Annotated in this window: 14 protein-coding genes and 1 pseudogene; 5 read left to right on the top strand and 10 right to left on the bottom strand. The window is 71.6% G+C overall.

From position 1 onward, the window contains the following. Positions 1-2: 2 nt before the first annotated feature. Entirely contained in the window at positions 3-824 is an 822-nt protein-coding gene (locus tag AB6A65_RS13010) for a class I SAM-dependent methyltransferase (protein WP_371038819.1), read from the bottom strand. Here AB6A65_RS13010 and AB6A65_RS13005 point away from each other — a divergent pair. Genes AB6A65_RS13005 through AB6A65_RS12990 form a run of 4 tightly spaced genes read left to right on the top strand, consistent with a single transcriptional unit; the run spans position 823 to position 3,140 of the window. After that, positions 823-1,572 carry a ComF family protein gene (locus AB6A65_RS13005; RefSeq protein ID WP_371038914.1) on the top strand — a complete coding sequence of 250 codons (750 nt, stop codon included), beginning with the start codon at positions 823-825 and terminating at the stop codon, positions 1,570-1,572. The genes AB6A65_RS13010 and AB6A65_RS13005 overlap by 2 nt on opposite strands. Positions 1,573-1,610: 38 nt before the next feature. Continuing rightward, positions 1,611-1,868, top strand: a complete 258-nt coding sequence (grxC, locus tag AB6A65_RS13000) for a glutaredoxin 3 (protein WP_371038818.1) — start codon at positions 1,611-1,613, stop codon at positions 1,866-1,868. Then, a complete protein-coding gene (locus AB6A65_RS12995; protein WP_371038817.1) occupies positions 1,868-2,698 on the top strand; it encodes a carbon-nitrogen hydrolase family protein in 831 nt (276 codons plus the stop codon). The genes grxC and AB6A65_RS12995 overlap by 1 nt, the downstream gene beginning before the upstream one ends. Position 2,699: 1 nt before the next feature. Continuing rightward, positions 2,700-3,140, top strand: a complete 441-nt coding sequence (locus AB6A65_RS12990; protein ID WP_371038816.1) for a MarR family winged helix-turn-helix transcriptional regulator — start codon at positions 2,700-2,702, stop codon at positions 3,138-3,140. A 78-nt stretch (positions 3,141-3,218) separates the two neighbouring features. Here AB6A65_RS12990 and ubiG read toward each other — a convergent pair whose 3' ends face one another. Beyond that, positions 3,219-3,965, bottom strand: coding sequence for a bifunctional 2-polyprenyl-6-hydroxyphenol methylase/3-demethylubiquinol 3-O-methyltransferase UbiG (gene ubiG / locus AB6A65_RS12985; RefSeq protein ID WP_371038815.1), 747 nt, complete (start codon positions 3,963-3,965; stop codon positions 3,219-3,221). 49 nt (positions 3,966-4,014) lie between these two features. Between ubiG and pip the strand changes: the two genes are divergently transcribed. Then, positions 4,015-5,016 (top strand): prolyl aminopeptidase, encoded by a 1,002-nt coding sequence (pip, locus tag AB6A65_RS12980; protein WP_371038814.1) that lies wholly within the window; start codon positions 4,015-4,017, stop codon positions 5,014-5,016. Here pip and hslU read toward each other — a convergent pair. The 8 genes and pseudogenes from hslU to tsaE form a co-directional block, all read right to left on the bottom strand. Then, positions 5,004-6,308, bottom strand: coding sequence for an ATP-dependent protease ATPase subunit HslU (hslU, locus tag AB6A65_RS12975; RefSeq protein ID WP_371038913.1), 1,305 nt, complete (start codon positions 6,306-6,308; stop codon positions 5,004-5,006). The genes pip and hslU overlap by 13 nt on opposite strands. Positions 6,309-6,383: 75 nt before the next feature. Then, positions 6,384-6,929 (bottom strand): annotated as a pseudogene (gene hslV, locus AB6A65_RS12970) (ATP-dependent protease subunit HslV); the annotation flags it as partial. Between the two features lie 119 nt (positions 6,930-7,048). After that, positions 7,049-7,426 carry a thioredoxin gene (gene trxA, locus AB6A65_RS12965; protein WP_371038813.1) on the bottom strand — a complete coding sequence of 126 codons (378 nt, stop codon included), beginning with the start codon at positions 7,424-7,426 and terminating at the stop codon, positions 7,049-7,051. Positions 7,427-7,430: 4 nt separating this feature from the next. Continuing rightward, positions 7,431-10,826: a double-strand break repair helicase AddA gene (gene addA, locus AB6A65_RS12960; RefSeq protein WP_371038812.1), complete on the bottom strand. Its 3,396-nt coding sequence runs from the start codon at positions 10,824-10,826 to the stop codon at positions 7,431-7,433. Next, positions 10,823-13,759, bottom strand: coding sequence for a double-strand break repair protein AddB (gene addB / locus AB6A65_RS12955; protein WP_371038811.1), 2,937 nt, complete (start codon positions 13,757-13,759; stop codon positions 10,823-10,825). Before addB ends, addA begins: the two co-directional genes overlap by 4 nt. Next, positions 13,746-14,435 (bottom strand): nucleotidyltransferase family protein, encoded by a 690-nt coding sequence (locus AB6A65_RS12950; protein WP_371038810.1) that lies wholly within the window; start codon positions 14,433-14,435, stop codon positions 13,746-13,748. The genes addB and AB6A65_RS12950 overlap by 14 nt, the downstream gene beginning before the upstream one ends. Next, a complete protein-coding gene (locus tag AB6A65_RS12945; protein ID WP_371038809.1) occupies positions 14,420-15,424 on the bottom strand; it encodes an aminoglycoside phosphotransferase family protein in 1,005 nt (334 codons plus the stop codon). The genes AB6A65_RS12950 and AB6A65_RS12945 overlap by 16 nt, the downstream gene beginning before the upstream one ends. Beyond that, entirely contained in the window at positions 15,417-15,902 is a 486-nt protein-coding gene (gene tsaE, locus AB6A65_RS12940; protein ID WP_371038808.1) for a tRNA (adenosine(37)-N6)-threonylcarbamoyltransferase complex ATPase subunit type 1 TsaE, read from the bottom strand. Before tsaE ends, AB6A65_RS12945 begins: the two co-directional genes overlap by 8 nt. Positions 15,903-15,929 lie beyond the last annotated feature (27 nt).

Below are 15,929 nucleotides of genomic sequence, written 5' to 3'. Positions count from 1 at the left end.
CGTCAATCGCGGAGTTTGGTTTCGGTCGTGCCGAGCGCGTCGGCAAGCCGGGCGGTTGCGCTGCCGGGACGCAGGGGTCGAGGCTGATCGGCGGCGGGCGCCCCCCCTGTCAGCACCACCAGTTCGAAGGTCGCGGTGACCCGGCCCTCCGACGTTCCGAAGGCCTCGGAATAGAGTTCCGCCGCGCGCAGGATCACCTTTCGTCCCGTGGGCCGGCGCAGCCGCGCATCGAGCGCGTTGCCCTCCCCCATCGCGCGCAGTTCCCGCATGAGGTGGAGCGCCGAGGGATAGCTGGCCTTCAGGGCGAAACTGTCGGCGACGGGCAACGCGAACCCCGCGCGTTGCAAGAGCGCGCCGAGGTCGCGGATTTCGCCCATGGGCACGACGCGGGGCGACAGGCCGCCCGTCGCCTCGGTTTCGGCCTGGCCGAGGGCCGCGCGCAGTTCGTGAAGCGTCTGCCCGCCGGCAAGAACGGCCAGGAAGAAACCGTCGGGCCGCAGCGCGCGGCGGCACTGGACGAGCTGGCCCACCGGATCGTCGGCCCAATGCAGATCCATGGCGTGGATCACAAGGTCGTGCGCCCCCTCGGCAAGCTCGAGCGTTTCGGCCGGGGCGACGTGACGCGCGCCGGGCGCGATCCCCTGCCAGAGGTCTGGCATCGGGCTTATCACGGCGGGCGCCGTAAACTCCCTGTTAACCATCGCCAGCCGATCCTCGAGATCGGCGCGCGCCGTCTCGTGGAGAAAGGTGACGGGCCGCTTGCGCGCCCGGGCGCGGTTGCGGGACAGCGCCGCGCGATCCGTGATCTTCGTGAGCGTCTCCATGTCGGTCGATAATAGGGTCTGGGCGGGCCGCATTCAAACCGCGCTTCGGCTGGTCTTCCCGCCCCTGTGCCTCGGATGCGGCAACCCGGTCGCCAGCGAGTGGGGCCTTTGCGCGGAGTGCTGGCGCGAGACCGCCTTCATCGGCGGCCTCGTGTGCGACGCCTGCGGCGTGCCGCTGCCCGGCGATGATCCGGGGGAACCGGTGCTTTGCGACGGGTGCATGGCGCATCCCCCACCCTGGGCGCAGGGTCGCGCGGCGCTGCTCTACGAGGGCACGGGCCGGCGCCTCGTGCTTGCGCTGAAGCACGGCGACCGGCACGAGATCGTGCGCCCCGCCGCAAGGTGGCTCGCCGCGGCGGCCCGGCCGCTCCTGCGCCCCGGCGCGGTGGTCGCGCCCGTGCCGCTCCATTGGCGGCGCCTCTTCCGCAGGCGGTTCAACCAGTCCGCACTTCTTGGAAAGGCGGTCGCCTCGGATCTCGGCCTCGTTCACGTGCCCGATCTGCTGCTGCGCGACCGGCGCACGCCCGTTCTCGACGGGCTGGGCCGCGAGGCGCGTTTCGCCACACTCGAGGATGCGATTCGCATCGCCCCGCGCCACCGCCCGCTGATCGAGGGCCGGCCGGTCCTTCTGGTGGACGACGTGATGACCACCGGCGCGACGCTGAGCGCGGCGGCGCGCGCTTGTCTTGCGTCCGGCGCAAGCGAGATTTGCGTACTCGCGCTGGCGCGCGTCGCCCACCGCCCTTAAGTTTTGACGGATTGCTTGAAACCGAAGGGTCGGCTCCGATGAAGCCAGTGGAAATCTACACCTCGCCGCTTTGCGGGTTCTGCATCGCGGCAAAACGCCTTCTTTCGAAGAAGGGCATCAGCTACGCCGAGATCGATGTCTGGGAAGAGCCCCAGCGCAAGGCCGAGATGATCCAGCGGGCCAACGGAGGGCGCACCGTGCCGCAGATCTTCATCGGCGATACCCATGTCGGCGGCTGCGACGAACTTCTCGCGCTTGAACGCGCGGGCAAGCTCGACGCGATGCTGGCGGCCTGATGCGCGCGGCGTTGGTGCAGATGACCTCCTCCGACGCGCCGGAGGAGAATCTTCGCACCGCGCGCGATTTCCTGCGGCAGGCCGCGGCCGAAGGCGCCGGGTTCGTCCTGACGCCCGAGGTCACGAACTGCGTGTCGACGAGCCGCACGCGGCAGAACGACGTGCTGAGCTTCGAGGCCGGAGATCCGACGCTCGCGGGCCTGCGCGACGAGGCGGCGCGCGCGGGCGTCTGGCTGTTGATCGGGTCGCTGGCCATCAAGACGGACGATCCGCGGGGCCGGTTCGCGAATCGCTCCTACCTGATCGGGCCGGAGGGCGGAGTCGCGGCGCGCTACGACAAGATCCACATGTTCGACGTCGATGTGAGCGAAACCGAGACCTACCGGGAATCGGACGGGTTCCGCCCGGGGCGCGGGGCCGTGCTGGCCGAAACGCCGTTCGGCCTCGTCGGGCTGACGATCTGTTACGACGTGCGCTTCCCCTATCTCTTCCGGGCGCTCGCGCAGGCCGGGGCCGAGATCCTGACCGTGCCCTCGGCCTTCTCGCCCGTGACGGGGGCGGCGCATTGGGAACCGCTTCTCCGGGCGCGCGCGATCGAGTGCGGCGCCCATGTCCTCGCGCCGGCGCAGTGCGGCACCCACCCGGCCGTGCGCGGCCGGGCGCGGGAGACGCACGGTCACAGCCTGGCCGTGTCGCCCTGGGGCGAGGTGCTGTGCGACGGGGGCGACCGTCCCGGCCTCAGCTTCGTCGAGATCGACCGCGCGGCCGTCGAGAGCGCCCGCGCGCGCGTGCCCTCCCTTTCCCACGACAGGGAGTTCGGCGGACCCTGACATGGACAAGGCGACCCATGCCCTCGCAGTGACGCTTTTCAGCGAGATCCTGACAGCGGACCAGCTGTCGAGGAACAGGTTGAGTCGCGTGCTGCCGCGGGGCATGGAGATCTCGCATTTCTCGGTGCTCAACCACCTCGCGCGCTTCGGAACCGAGCGGAGCCCGGCGCAACTCGCCCGAAGTTTCCACGTGACGCGCGGCGCGATGACCAACACGCTGGGAAAGCTGGAGGCCGCCGGCTACATCCACATCCGTCCGGACTGGGACGATGCGCGGCGCAAGATGGTGACGATCAGCCCTTCGGGACGGAGTGCGCGCGACGCGGCGCTGGCCGCGATCACGCCCATGATCACCGAGCTCGTGGGCGAACTGGGCGAGGAGAAGGTGCGCGCGGTGCTTCCCATCCTGCGCGAGCTTCGGCTGAAGCTCGAGTCGGAGTGAGCGGGGAAAAATCTTCGTCCGAAGATTTTTCAGTGCCGTTGCGATGCCGGCCAGAATTTTCGTCCGAAAATTTCGGCCTCAGGCCGGACGCAGGCTGGCCGTGACGTAGTTGACGCTCAGGTCACGCGCCGAGATCGACCAGGACCATGTGAGCGGATTGAAGACGAAGCCCTTCCGGTCCACCGGCTGCAGGCCCGCCCCGCGCAGCATCTCGTAAAGCTCGTCGGGCGTTATGAACTTTTTCCAGTCATGCGTGCCCTTCGGCAGCCAGCGCATGACGTATTCCGCGCCCACGATCGCTGCGGCGAAACTTCTCGCGTTGCGGTTGATTGTCGAGCACACCATCAGCCCGCCGGGACGCAGAAGCGCGTGACAGGCGCCGAGAAAGGTGGCCGGGTCTGCGACATGCTCCACCACCTCCATGTTCAGTACGACGTCGAACCGTTCTCCTGCGGCGACGAGATTCTCCGCGGTGTCGTGGCGATAGTCGATCTCGAGACCGGATTGGCGCGCGTGGGCCTCGGCCACGGGGATGTTGCGGGCCGCCGCGTCCACGCCGACAACCTCGGCGCCCAGCCGGGCCATCGGCTCGCACAGGAGGCCGCCGCCGCATCCGATGTCCAGAAGCCGAAGCCCTTCGAAGGGGCGCTCGGCGGACAGGTCGCGGTCGAACTCTCCGGCGATCTGGCCCGTGATGTAATCGAGCCGGCACGGGTTGAGCATGTGCAGCGGCTTGAACTTTCCCTCCGGGTCCCACCATTCGGCGGCCATCGCTTCGAACTTGGCGACCTCGTCGGCATCCACGGTGCTCTGGGCGGGCTGCATGGCGATCTCCCTATGGTCATTCCGGTCCGTCGAACAATATAGTCCGCTCATGGACAAGTTCTCCGGCAACAGTGGCCCGGCGCCGCATCTTTATCCCCCCATCGATCCCTATGACCAGCGGATGATGGAGGTTGGCGACGGCCACAGCATCTACGTCGAGCAATGCGGGGCGCCGAACGGCATCCCGGTGGTGGTTCTGCATGGCGGCCCCGGGGGTGGGTGCAGCCCCGCGATGCGTCGCTACTTCGACCCGGCGCGCTACCGCGTCGTTCTGTTCGACCAGCGCGGCTGCGGCCGGTCGCGCCCCCATGCCAGCGTATCGGCCAACACGACGTGGCATCTCGTGGACGACATCGAACGCATCCGAAAGGCGCTTGGCATCGGAGAGTGGATCGTTTTCGGCGGATCCTGGGGCGCGACGCTGGCGCTGGTCTACGCCCAGAGCCACCCGGAACGCGTGCGCCACCTCGTCCTGCGCGGCGTGTTCCTGATGACCCGGGCCGAGCTCGACTGGTTCTACGGCGGCGGCGCGGGACTGTTCTGGCCGGAGACATGGGCCCGTTTCATCGCGCCGATCCCCGAGGACGAGCGGGACGACATGATCGGTGCCTATCACCGCAGGCTTTTCTGCGGAGATCTCCGGGCAGAGACGAAATACGCCCGGGCCTGGACGTGCTGGGAAAACGCGCTCGCCTCGGTCGCCAGCAACGGCGGCGGCGGAGAGGCGCCCGGCGATTACGCCCGCGCCTTCGCGCGGCTGGAAAATCACTATTTCCGCAATGCCGGATTTCTCGATGAGGACGGACAGATCCTGCGGCGTATCGACCGGATCTCGCGGGTGGGCGCGCATATCGTGCAGGGCCGCTACGACATGATCTGCCCGCCACGCCGCGCGTGGGAACTGGCCGAGGCGTGGCCGGCGGCCGACCTGCGCCTGGTGCGCAACGCGGGCCACGCGCTGTCCGAGCCCGGGATCAGCAGCGAGCTGGTCAGGGTGATGGATTCGCTCGCCGCCGAGGAAAGGCCCGCGACGCGCCGTCAGAGCACGTAGCGGCTCAGATCGCTCTGGCGGGTCAGCTCGCCCAGATGCCGTTCGACGAAATCGGCGTCGACGGTGATCCGGTCGCCCGCACGGTCCGGCGCGGTGAAGGAAAGCTCCTCGAAGACACGCTCCATCACGGTGTAGAGCCGCCGCGCGCCGATGTTCTCGACGCTCTGGTTGACCTCGGCGGCGATGCGGGCGAGCGCGGCGATGCCGTCCTCGGTGAACGTCACCTCCACCTGCTCCGTCGCCATGAGCGCGGCATATTGCCGGGTCAGCGCGTTGTCGGTCTCGGTGAGGATGCGCACGAAATCGCCCTCGGTCAGGTCGCGCAGCGTCACCCGGATCGGCAGGCGGCCCTGCAGTTCCGGCAGCAGGTCGGAAGGCTTGGCGATGTGGAAGGCGCCGCTCGCGATGAAGAGGATGTGATCGGTCTTCACCGGGCCATGCTTGGTGGAGACGGTGGTACCCTCGATCAGCGGCAGAAGATCGCGCTGCACGCCCTCGCGGCTCACGTCCGCGCCGCGGGTCTCGGCGCGCGCGCAGACCTTGTCGATTTCGTCGAGGAAGACGATCCCGTTCTCCTCCACCGCCTCGCGGGCGCGGCGGGACACGGTCTCGTCGTCGAGAAGCTTGTCGGCTTCCTCCGACACCAGCACCTCGTAACTTTCGGCCACGGTCATGCGCTTGCGCACGGTCCGCCCGCCGAAGGCCTTGCCGAAGATGTCGCCGAGATTGACGCCCATCTGTGCGCCCGGCTGTCCGGGCATCTCGAAGGCGGGAAAGGGCGAGGCGCTTTCGGCCACGTCCAGCTCGATCTCGGTGTCGTCGAGCTCTCCGTCGCGGAGCTTGCGGCGGAACATCTCGCGAGTGCCCTCGCGGGCGTTCTCGCCGGCGAGCGTGTCGATCACCCGGTCCTCGGCGGCGGCGTGGGCGGTGGCCTTGACCTCCTCGCGCATGTGCTCGCGCGTCATGGCGATGGCCGCGTCCATCAGGTCCCGGACGATCTGCTCCACGTCGCGGCCGACATACCCCACCTCGGTGAACTTCGTGGCTTCCACCTTGACGAAGGGCGCGCGGGCCAGCCGCGCCAGCCGGCGGCTTATCTCGGTCTTGCCGACGCCGGTGGGCCCGATCATGAGGATGTTCTTGGGATAGACCTCTTCCCGAAGGTCGGGGCCGAGCTGGCGGCGACGCCAGCGGTTGCGCAGCGCCACGGAGACCGCGCGCTTGGCCTCCGCCTGGCCGATGATGAAGCGGTCCAGTTCCGAGACGATTTCACGGGGGGTCAGGTCGGTCATGGCAGGGTCCGTCTTTGCTCGCGGCGGTCGGCGCGCGGCGGCGCGCACCGGCGGGGGGTCCGAAACCCGGCACGCCGCGATGATTTCCACGGTCAGGTTTCCGTTCGTGTAGACGCAGATGTCGGCCGCGATCGCCATGGCATGGCGGGCGACGGTTTCGGCGTCCATGTCCGTTTCCATGAGCCCCCGGGCGGCGGCCAGGGCATAGTTCCCGCCCGAGCCGATGGCCGCGACATCGTGTTCCGGCTCGAGCACGTCGCCCGCGCCCGCCACGACAAACATCTGCGCCCCGTCCGAGACGATCAGCATCGCCTCGAGCTTCTGAAGATACTTGTCGGTCCGCCAGTCCTTGGCGAGCTCGACGCAGGCCCGCTGAAGCTGTCCGGGGGTCGCCTCGAGCTTGGATTCGAGTCGCTCCAGCAGGGTGAAGGCGTCGGCGGTGGAGCCGGCGAAGCCCGCGACGACCTCGCGCCCGCCCGGGGAGAGGCGGCGCACCTTTCGCGCGCTGCCCTTGATCACGGTGTCGCCGAGGCTCACCTGCCCGTCGCCCGCGACCACGACACGGCCGCCGCGGCGCACCGCGAGGATCGTCGTGCCATGCCAGCCCGGTCCGTCACTCATGAAGTCTCCTTCCGGTCGTCCGCCCGGCGCCGCGGCCTGCCGGCGCTGTCGCGCGCGGCCGGCCGGAAAGCAAAGGGGCGCCGCGCGGGCGCCCCGGCCTGCCGGTCATCGGGGTCGGTTCAGATCGAGTCCTCGATCCAGCTTTGCAGGGCCGCCTTCGGCGCGGCGCCCGCGCGGTTGGAAATCACCTGCCCGTCCTTGAAGATGAACAGCGCGGGGATGCCGCGCACGCCCATCGAGGCGGCGGTGTTCGGGTTCTGGTCCACGTCCACCTTGGCGACCTTGATCTTGCCGGACATCTCTTGGGCAAGTTCCTCCAGCGCCGGGCCGATCTGCTTGCACGGGCCGCACCACTCGGCCCAGAAATCCACGACCACGGGGATATCGGACTGTTTCACCTCGGAGTCGAAGGTGTCGTCGGTCACTGCAACGGTTGCCATCAGGTTCGCCTCCTCGCGGCTTTCATGTGAGCCGCGAAAGTATGTAGGCCACGGCACACCGTCAAGGCGCCCCGGCCCGCGCCAGCGCCCCGATCACGAGATCGCGCGGCAATGGCATCAGGGTTGCGGTGCGCGTCCAGACGATCGCGATGTCCTGCGCGTGGTCCGGAAAGACCTGCGCGAGCGCCGCGGCATAGGCGCCCATCTGGCGAAGAAGGCCCTCGGGCACCTCTTCGGGGCGGACGGGCACAACCGCGTTCGTCTTGAAATCGACGGCGGTCATACGGCCGGGCGCGATCAGCAGGCGGTCGATCGTGCCGTGCACCCGCCGCCCCCCGAGTTCGGCGAGCGCCGTGCTGACGGGCACCTCGACCAGCGCCCCGGGCGCGAAGAGCGGCGCGAGCGCGGGCGCGTCCAGCACGGCGCGCGCCTCGGCCAGAAGCGCGGCCACCTCGGAGGCCGGCGCCGGCTCCGGCGGCCGCGCGAGCAGCCGTTCGGCCAGGATCTGCCAGTCCGCGCGGGGCGCCGCGGGCAAATGCTCGAGCAGGAGGTGCAGCCGCGTGCCCCTGAGCTTCGCCGCGGTCTCGTCGAGCCCCGCCTCGCCGGGAAGCGCCTTGGCGCCGCCGAGATCGGAAGGCGACAGGGTCTCGGGCGGCGGCGACGCCACCGGCGCGGAGCGCGTGGCCCAGCCGGGCAGCGCGGGCGGCGTGGTCGGCGCCGGAGGCTCCGCGCTCTCGGGCGCGGCCCATGCCCCGTGCCGCAGCCGCAGTCCCGGCGCTTCGGCGTCCTCGAAGCCGAAGTCACGCACCTCCGCCCCGAGCCGTTCGAGGCCCGTGCGCACCTGGTCGTGCCAGGCCCGGCCGTCCTTGCCGAGTTCGCCACCTGCGGCCACGATCAGCCAGCTTTCGGCCCGGGTCATGGCGACGTAGAGAAGGCGGTCGCGCTCCGCCTCCTGGGCGGCGATGGCGGCCTCCCGCGCGGCGCGCAGACGGTCCGGGGCCGCATCCGCCGGCATCGCCCAGAGCACGTCGCCAACGTCCGCGACAAGCTTGTCCCGCAGGCGGATATCCCGCTTGCCGCTGTCGGGCAGGATCACGACGGGCGCTTCCAGCCCCTTCGCGCCGTGCACCGTCATAACCCGGATGCGGTCCCCCGCGGCATCCATCTGGCGCTTTATCTCCTGATCGTCGGCCTGCATCCACTGCAGGAAACCTGTCAGGCTCGGCACTTCGCCGCGCTCGTAGGCCAGCGCCTGTCCCAGCAGGGCGTCGATCCCGTCCTGCGCCTCGGGTCCGAGCCGCCCGATAAGGCGGCGCCGGCCGTCGTGGCGGATCAGGATGCGCTCGATCAGGTCGTAGGGGCGCAGGAACTCCGCCTCCGCCATCAGGTCGTCGAGGATCGCGTAGGCCTCCGGGAACTCCGTCCGGCGCCGCGTCAGCGCCTGCCAGAGATGCCGCTCGTGGCGGCGATGGGCGAGGTCGAAGAGCTCCTGCTCGGACAGCCCGAAGAGCGGCGAGCGCAGCGCGGCGGCGAGCGAAAGGTCGTCCTCGGGCAGGTCGAGCACCTGCAGCACGGCGCCGAGATCGCGCACGGCGAGTTCCGCGCCGAGCTTCAGCCGGTCCGCGCCGGCCACCGGCAGGCCGCGCGCCTTGCAGGCGCCGATGATCTCGTGGAAGAGCTCGGAGCGGCGCTGGACCAGCACCATGATGTCGCCGGGCCGCACCGGTCCGAGGTGCCAGCCCGGCGCCCCCTTGGCCGCCCGGGCCACCGGCGCGCGGCTCTCGATCATGTCGTGGATCGCGTCGGCGATGCGCCGGGCGAGCCGCACGGCGTGATGCGCCTCGCCCGTGCGGTCCACGGGCGCGTACCACGGTTCCTCCTCGGGCTTCTCCGCCCTGGGTACGACGGGCCAGAGGTCCACGCGCCCCGGCATGTCCTCCTTGAAGGCGATATGCGGCTCGCCCCCGGAAAACCCCGCCTCCACGCGCCCCTCGAAGGTCGCGTCGACCGCGCGCAGGATCGCCGGCGAGGAGCGGAAGGAGTGATCGAGCGACAGCGACTGGAGCGGGCGATCCGCCCCCCGGAGCCTGCGCGCGAACTCCGCCTGCATCCGGTCGAAGGCGCCCGGATCCGCACCCTGGAAGGAATAGATCGACTGCTTCTTGTCGCCAACCACGAAAAGGCTGCGCCCGGCATCGGGGCGTGCGCCCTCGCCCGCCGTGAACTCCCGCGCCAGGAGCTCGATCACCGCCCACTGCTCGGGGCTCGTGTCCTGCGCCTCGTCCACGAGGATGTGGTCGAGCCCCCCGTCGAGACGGAAGAGCACCCAGTCGGCTACCGCCTCGTCCGAAAGCAGCCGCCGCGCATGCAGGATGAGGTCGTCGAAATCGAGCCATCCGCGGCGCTGCTTCTCCGCCTCCAGCGTCTCGAGGAACGGCCGCGCGAAGGCGTGGAGCGCATGCGTGCGCCGCGCGGCCTCGAGCGCGAGCCGGGGCTCGCGGGCGGCCTCGACCCGCTGCATGAACGCCTCGAGCGCGGGCATGTGCGGCGCGAAGGCGCCGTTCTGGACGCGTTTCGTGGGAAAGCTACCGATCTTCGCGGCGAAGGGCGCCCTGGCCCCGGCGCCGTAGAGAAAGGCATCCTCGAGCGCGGGCAGCGATGCGAGGCCGAGGCTGTCGATGGCGGCGAGCCTCTGGCCCGCCTTCGCGTCGTTGCCGCCGCTTTCGAGGAGCGCGGGGATCAGCGCGTCCAGAAGCGCCCGCTCGCCCCCGAGAAACACCCGGGCCTCGATCGACGCCGCGTCCGTTCCGGGGGGCAGGCCGAACAGCGAGAGCGCGTCGTCCCATCCCAGCGCGCGCACGAAACCCTCGCGGTGGGTCACGATCTCGGTGGTCAGCCCCTCGAGCGCGCCATCGTCCACCTGCCCGGCCAGCGTCTCCACCGCCGACGCGTCCGGGCCCTCGGCCATGCGTTCCACGATCTCGGCCCGCAGCAGCGCGCCCGCCCGGTCCTCCATCTCGGTGAAACCGGGGGTCACCCCCGCCTCCAGCGGGAACCGGCGCAGAAGCCCCGCGCAGAAGGCGTGGATGGTCTGGATCTTCAGCCCGCCGGGCGCCTCGATCGCCCGGGCGAATAGGGTGCGGGCCCGGCGCAGGCGCGCACGGTTCAGCCGGCCCTCCTCTCCCAGTTTCGCGAGTTCGTCGCGCAGCGCTGCGTCCTCCAGCATGGCCCATTCGCCGAGCCGTTCGAAAAGGCGGTTCTGCATCTCGCTCGCCGCCGCCTTGGTGTAGGTCAGGCAGAGGATGCTCTCCGGCGCGGTGCCGCCGAGCAGAAGACGCGCCACCCGGTCGGTGAGCACGCGGGTCTTGCCCGACCCGGCATTGGCGGCCAGCCAGGTGGAGAAGTCCGGCGCGGCGGCCTCCACCTGCCGCTGGCTGGCGGCGTCGCGGCGGCTCATGCCAGGTTCTCCGGAAGGGGGTCGTCGGCGTCGTCCCATTCGCCGAATCGGGCGAGATGGTCGTACTCGCCGTCCATTCGCTCGCTCTTGACCGCGTGGCGCGACGTGAACCCCTTGCCGGGATCCTGGAAGAGCGCGACGAGGTCGCGGAGGCGCGCCCACACCTCCGCCGGCGGCTCGGCGTCGAGGGGGGCCGAGACCTCTTCGGGCTTCGTGCCGAGCCCGACGAAGGCTGCCCCCGCCACCGGCGCGGGACCGAGCGCCTCGAACGCGCCGCGTTCGGCCATGGCGGCGGTGAGCAGAAGCTGCTTGTCGAACGCGGCCTGCTCCTTCGCGGAGGGCGGCGTCCCGGTCTTGTAATCGTAAAGCCAGAGCGCCCCGTCCTCGCCCCGATCGATCCGGTCGGCCCGGGACGAGAGGGTGAAGCCCAGATCCGTGATCTCTGCCGCGCCCCTGGCTTCGAACGCCACGGCCCGGGCGCGGGCGCGGCGCGTGGCCTCCGTCCTGACGAACCACGGCGCGACGCGGGCGAGGCGCGCCAGCCAGAAGGTCCGGGTGGACGCCCAGGGCACCGCGTCCCGCAACACCTCCCGCGCCACGGAGAGCAGTTCGGCCTCCGTCATGCGTTCGGGCGCATCCACGCGGTCGCGGACGAAACGTTCCAGGACCGAATGCGCGACGATCCCGCGCAGGAGCGCGTCGGGCGGGCGGTCGAGCGGGTCGAGGGGCCGCAGCCGAAGCACGTGGCGCGCGTAGATCGCGTAAGGGTCGCGGATGAGCTTCTGGATCTCGGTGACGGACAGCCGCGCGGGCCGGGCGTCTGCCGGCGGGCGAGGCGAGGGACGGTGCGCCGGCGCTGCGGGCGGGGCCTCGTCTAGGCGCGCGGCCAGCGCGAGCCAGTGTTCGCCGCGCGCCCGCATCGCCGCGAGCGCCGCGTCGCCCCCCTGGTGCGGAAGCCCGTTCATCAGGTTGGTCAGCCGGTTGAGCCAGCGCGACGGCACGGTCTGCGCGCCCTCGTCCTTGACCGACCGGGTCAGCCAGACCTCCTGCGCGCCCACCGCCTGCTGGAAGTCGTGCGCGGCCAGCCCGATGCCGCGCTCCGGCGACAGGAGGCCGGCCCGCTGCCGCATCGCCCTGTTGAGCCAGGGATCGGGCGCAACCGGTTCCGGCCACGCGCCCTCGTTCAGGCTGCCGAGGATCAGAAGCTCGGCGCCCTGCACCCGCGCCTCGAGCGTGCCCCAGATGCGGATGTGGGGATGCGCCTCCTCGCCGTCGTGCACCTCCTCGCGGCCCAGCACCGAGGACAGCAGGCGGCTGTAATCATGGGCGTCGATGTGGCCCGCGCGATCCGCCTCCGCGGCGAGCTCGTCCATCACCGCGCGGGCCTTCCGCCCGGCGTCCCGATCCCAGAGACCGCCGGCACCGGGCCTGTCCGGCCCGGCGGCGAGCGCTTCGGCGAGGTGCAGGTGCGCGCGCACGCGCTCGGACAGCGGCCGGGGGCCCGGAGCGTCGCGTCCGCAGGCCGTATCGGCAAGCCACGCCGCCCATCCCGTCAGCCCGTCGAGCGACCGCGCCTCGGCGAAGGCCGAAAGGCGGCGCGGCTCCGGGTAGGGCACGCCCTCCCGGCGCAGATGCAGTTCGAGTTCGCGGGTGAAGAGAAGGTGGCGGTTGCGGTCCGCGCCCGAATGGGTGAGCGGGTGTTTCAGAAGCGCCAGCAGCCCCCCCGTCGTCAGCCGCCCCTCGAAAAGCCCGGCCACCAGCCGCAGGAAACGCCCGGGCGGCGAAAGCGGCAGCGGCTGGCCCGCGCTGTCGTCGGGCATGATGCCCCAGCGCGCGAGCGCCGCCGTCACCTGGCGCGTCAGCGTGCGGTCCGGCGTGATGAGGGCCGCGCGCTGCCCGTTCTCGGCCGCCTGCCGCAACCGCAGCGCGATGGCCGCCGCCTCCTCCCGCTGGCCGGGCGCTTCCAGCAGGGTGACGCCCTCGGCCGCCGGACTCAGCTCGCCCAGACCCGGCCCGTCCGACAGCCACTGGTCGGTCACCGGGGCGGGGCGCAGCGCGAGCGAGACGAGGCGGTTCCGCGCGGCGTTGGGCTCTGGCATGTCGTGCCAGCGCGCGACGTCGCCGGGCGCGAGGCCGAGCGCGGTCATCAGCGGCCGGAAGCGGTATTGCGGGTGATCCTCCTCGGGGCGCGGGCCTTCGTCCATGTCCGCCCAGACCGCGTCGGGCAGCGTGAAATCGAACCCCGGCAACACCACCGCGCCCTGCGGCAGCCGCGCCACCGCCTGCATCAGCATCGCCGTCGCGCCGCGCGAGCCGGTGGATCCCGCCACGATGACGGGGTGGTCGGGCGGCGCGGCCTGCCAGCGGGACACGGGTCGCGCGATCACGTCGCGCTGGCGGCTTCCGGCATCGGGCGGCACGTCCGCCTGCCCGATATAGGTTTCGGCGATCTTCAGGAACCGCAGCGCGCGTTGCCAATGCCCCGACTGGTCCGACACGTCGAGCCCCATCACCGTGGCAGGGGCGACCCCTTCGGCGCCCATTTCGTCCATCAGGTCGGCGAGGCTGTCGGCAAGGTCGTAGAGCGCGTCGCGCGGGGCGGCGCCGGGCTCGCGCTCGATCAACGCCGCGATGAGCTGCACCAGTTCCAGCCGCCGGCGGAGCGGCGGCGCGGCGGGCGGGACATGGGCGAGATCCGCGACCTCTCCCAGGTCGGTGACGAGGCCGATGCGGGGCAGAAGCCGCGCCGGCCCCGCGTCAAAGATCGCGCGCAGGCGCCGGGCCATGCGGCGGGTGTTCACGATGCCCTCCACCCGCGCCATCGCCTCGGGCGGCGCGCCGGCGAGCCGCGCCTCGAGCCCGGCCACCAGCGCGGCGGGAAAATCGACGCCGGGGGGCAGGCCGAAGAGACGCGGATCCTCAGGCGCGAACATCGCGACCCTCCAGCATGGCCTCTGCAAGCGCGATGCCCTCGGGGCGGCCCACGTCGCACCATCGGCCCGGATAGGCCAGCGCGTGGAGACGACCCGCCGCGAGGATCCGGTCCCACAGCAGGTTGAGCGAGAACGCGGTGTCGCGGATGGCGTGCAGCCCCGCGGGATCGACGATCTGGGCGCCGGAATAGACGAGGCCGGGGCCCCGCGTCGCGGACCCGTCAGGCGAGATCGCGAAATCCCCGTGCCCCGCGTGGCCCAGCGCGCGCTCCGGCGGCACGCAAAGCAGAAGCGCGTCCATCCGGGCCGGGTCCCATGCCTCGCGCAGAAGCTCGAGCGGGTTCGGCCCGTCCCAGACGGCATCGGTGTTCATCGTGAAGACCGGGCCCGGGCCGAGAAGCGGCAGCGCCGCGCGCAAGCCGCCCCCCGTTTCGAGGATGTCGGGCGCCTCGACGGAGAGGCGCACCCCGCGCGGGGCGAGATGCGCCTCGAGCGGGGCAGGCAGGTAGTGGAGGTTGGCGACGACGCAGCGCGCGCCGATCGCTTCGGCGATGTCGAGCGCGTGATCGATCAGAGGCCGGCCGGCGACCTCGATCAGCGGTTTCGGCCGCTCCGCGGTGAGCGCGCCCATGCGCGTGCCGAAGCCCGCGGCGAAAAGCATCACGGCTTCGGGCATGGCCGCCTCAGCGTCTCGAGATGGGCGGGGGACGGCGGCGGAAGCGCCCCGTCGAGCGCGGCCGACAGGGTGGCGAGGGCGGGACGGGACAGGTCCGCCTGCAGATGGGCCCAGACCCTCGGCAGCAGATCGAGGTACCCCGGCTTGCCGTGCATCCGCGCCAACCGGGCGAAGACGCCGAGGATGCGCAGGTTGCGCTGCACCCCCAGGACGGCCATCGCGGTGCCGAATGCCTCCGCCTGCGTGCCGGTCGCGTCGAGGTAGGCCCGGCGCGCGGCGTCGGCGGCCGCGGGGCTCACGTCGCGCCGGGCATCGGTGAGCAGCGAGGCGAGATCGTAGGCCGGGTGGCCCGCGATCGCGTCCTGGAAATCCAGCAGCCCGATGCGCGCAGCCTCGTCGCGCTCGGGAAGCCAGATCAGGTTCTCGGCATGGAAATCGCGCAGGACGAGAACGGTCGCCGCGTCGGCGTGCCGTGCGAGCAGGGCCTCCAGCGCCTGCACGGCCTGCCGGCGCCGCGCGTCGGGCATTTCGGGGGCGTAGTGCGTGAACGCGGGGTCGGTCATCGCGGCGAGCCGCGCCGGCGTGGCGGGGTCCACCCGGTCCGGCGGGGCGTGGCGATGAAGCGCCGCCAGCGTCCCGGCCGCGGCCGCATAGAGCCGGGGCTCGGCCGCGGGCTCGACCGCCGCGACCCGCCCGACAAGCGCGTCGCCCAGGTCCTCGAGCAGCAGAAGCCCGCCCGTCTCGTCCGCGGCGAGAATGCGCGGCGCGCTCAGTCCGAGGCCGAGGAGATGCCGTGCGATCCGCCGGAACGGGCGCACGGTCTCTCCGGTCGCGGGGTCGGCATCCATCAGGACCGCGCGCGCGCCGTCCGCACGCCGCAGCCGCGCGTAGCGTCGGGACGAGGCGTCGCCGGCGAGCGGCCGCGCCTCGGCGTCCTCCCAGCCGGCCACGGCCAGAAAGGTGGTGATGCGGCGGGCGCGGTCAGCCATGCACCCGCTCCGCGAGACCCTCGAGCCGCGCCGCCCAGCGCGGATCCTCCCATGTCAGCGTGAGCTCGCGGTCGCTCTCGCCCGGCCCCGGCGCGAACCGGATGGCGAGCGCGTCCGCCGGTGCGGCGTCGCCCAGGCGGTCGGGCCATTCGACAAGGCAGATGGCGGTGTCGAACGCCTCCTCGAGGCCGAGTTCCGCGATCTCGGAACTGTCCGCCAGCCGGTAGAGATCCGCGTGCCAGATCTCGCCGCTGCGGCCGGCATAGCTTTGCACCAGCGTGAAGGTGGGCGAGGGGATATCCTCCGGCGCGGTGAGGAGCGCCGCGATCAGGCAGCGCGCGAAATGCGACTTGCCCGCGCCGACCGGACCCGTGAGGAGTACCGCATCGCCCGGCGCGAGGCGCGCGCCGAGAGCTTCGGCGAAAGCGCAGGTCGCCTCTGGCGAGGATGCGTGAAAGGACAGGGGGCTGCGGCTCATCGGGCAGAGACTATCGCGCCCGCCCCC

The sequence above is a fragment of the Rhodosalinus sp. FB01 genome, assembly GCF_041365715.1.
Classification (GTDB): domain Bacteria; phylum Pseudomonadota; class Alphaproteobacteria; order Rhodobacterales; family Rhodobacteraceae; genus Rhodosalinus.
Note: the sequence above shows the minus strand (reverse complement) of the source record. Positions and strands in the feature narration are given on the sequence as shown.

Excerpts from the sequence above, each read along its gene's own strand:
- AB6A65_RS13005 (WP_371038914.1), top strand. The coding sequence starts at position 823 with ATGTCGGTCGATAATAGGGTCTGGGCGGGCCGCATTCAAACCGCGCTT.
- AB6A65_RS13010 (WP_371038819.1), bottom strand. The coding sequence starts at position 824 with ATGGAGACGCTCACGAAGATCACGGATCGCGCGGCGCTGTCCCGCAAC.
- grxC (WP_371038818.1), top strand. The coding sequence starts at position 1,611 with ATGAAGCCAGTGGAAATCTACACCTCGCCGCTTTGCGGGTTCTGCATC.
- AB6A65_RS12995 (WP_371038817.1), top strand. The coding sequence starts at position 1,868 with ATGCGCGCGGCGTTGGTGCAGATGACCTCCTCCGACGCGCCGGAGGAG.
- AB6A65_RS12990 (WP_371038816.1), top strand. The coding sequence starts at position 2,700 with ATGGACAAGGCGACCCATGCCCTCGCAGTGACGCTTTTCAGCGAGATC.
- ubiG (WP_371038815.1), bottom strand. The coding sequence starts at position 3,965 with ATGCAGCCCGCCCAGAGCACCGTGGATGCCGACGAGGTCGCCAAGTTC.
- pip (WP_371038814.1), top strand. The coding sequence starts at position 4,015 with ATGGACAAGTTCTCCGGCAACAGTGGCCCGGCGCCGCATCTTTATCCC.
- hslU (WP_371038913.1), bottom strand. The coding sequence starts at position 6,308 with ATGACCGACCTGACCCCCCGTGAAATCGTCTCGGAACTGGACCGCTTC.
- addA (WP_371038812.1), bottom strand. The coding sequence starts at position 10,826 with ATGAGCCGCCGCGACGCCGCCAGCCAGCGGCAGGTGGAGGCCGCCGCG.
- addB (WP_371038811.1), bottom strand. The coding sequence starts at position 13,759 with ATGTTCGCGCCTGAGGATCCGCGTCTCTTCGGCCTGCCCCCCGGCGTC.
- AB6A65_RS12950 (WP_371038810.1), bottom strand. The coding sequence starts at position 14,435 with ATGCCCGAAGCCGTGATGCTTTTCGCCGCGGGCTTCGGCACGCGCATG.
- AB6A65_RS12945 (WP_371038809.1), bottom strand. The coding sequence starts at position 15,424 with ATGGCTGACCGCGCCCGCCGCATCACCACCTTTCTGGCCGTGGCCGGC.
- tsaE (WP_371038808.1), bottom strand. The coding sequence starts at position 15,902 with ATGAGCCGCAGCCCCCTGTCCTTTCACGCATCCTCGCCAGAGGCGACC.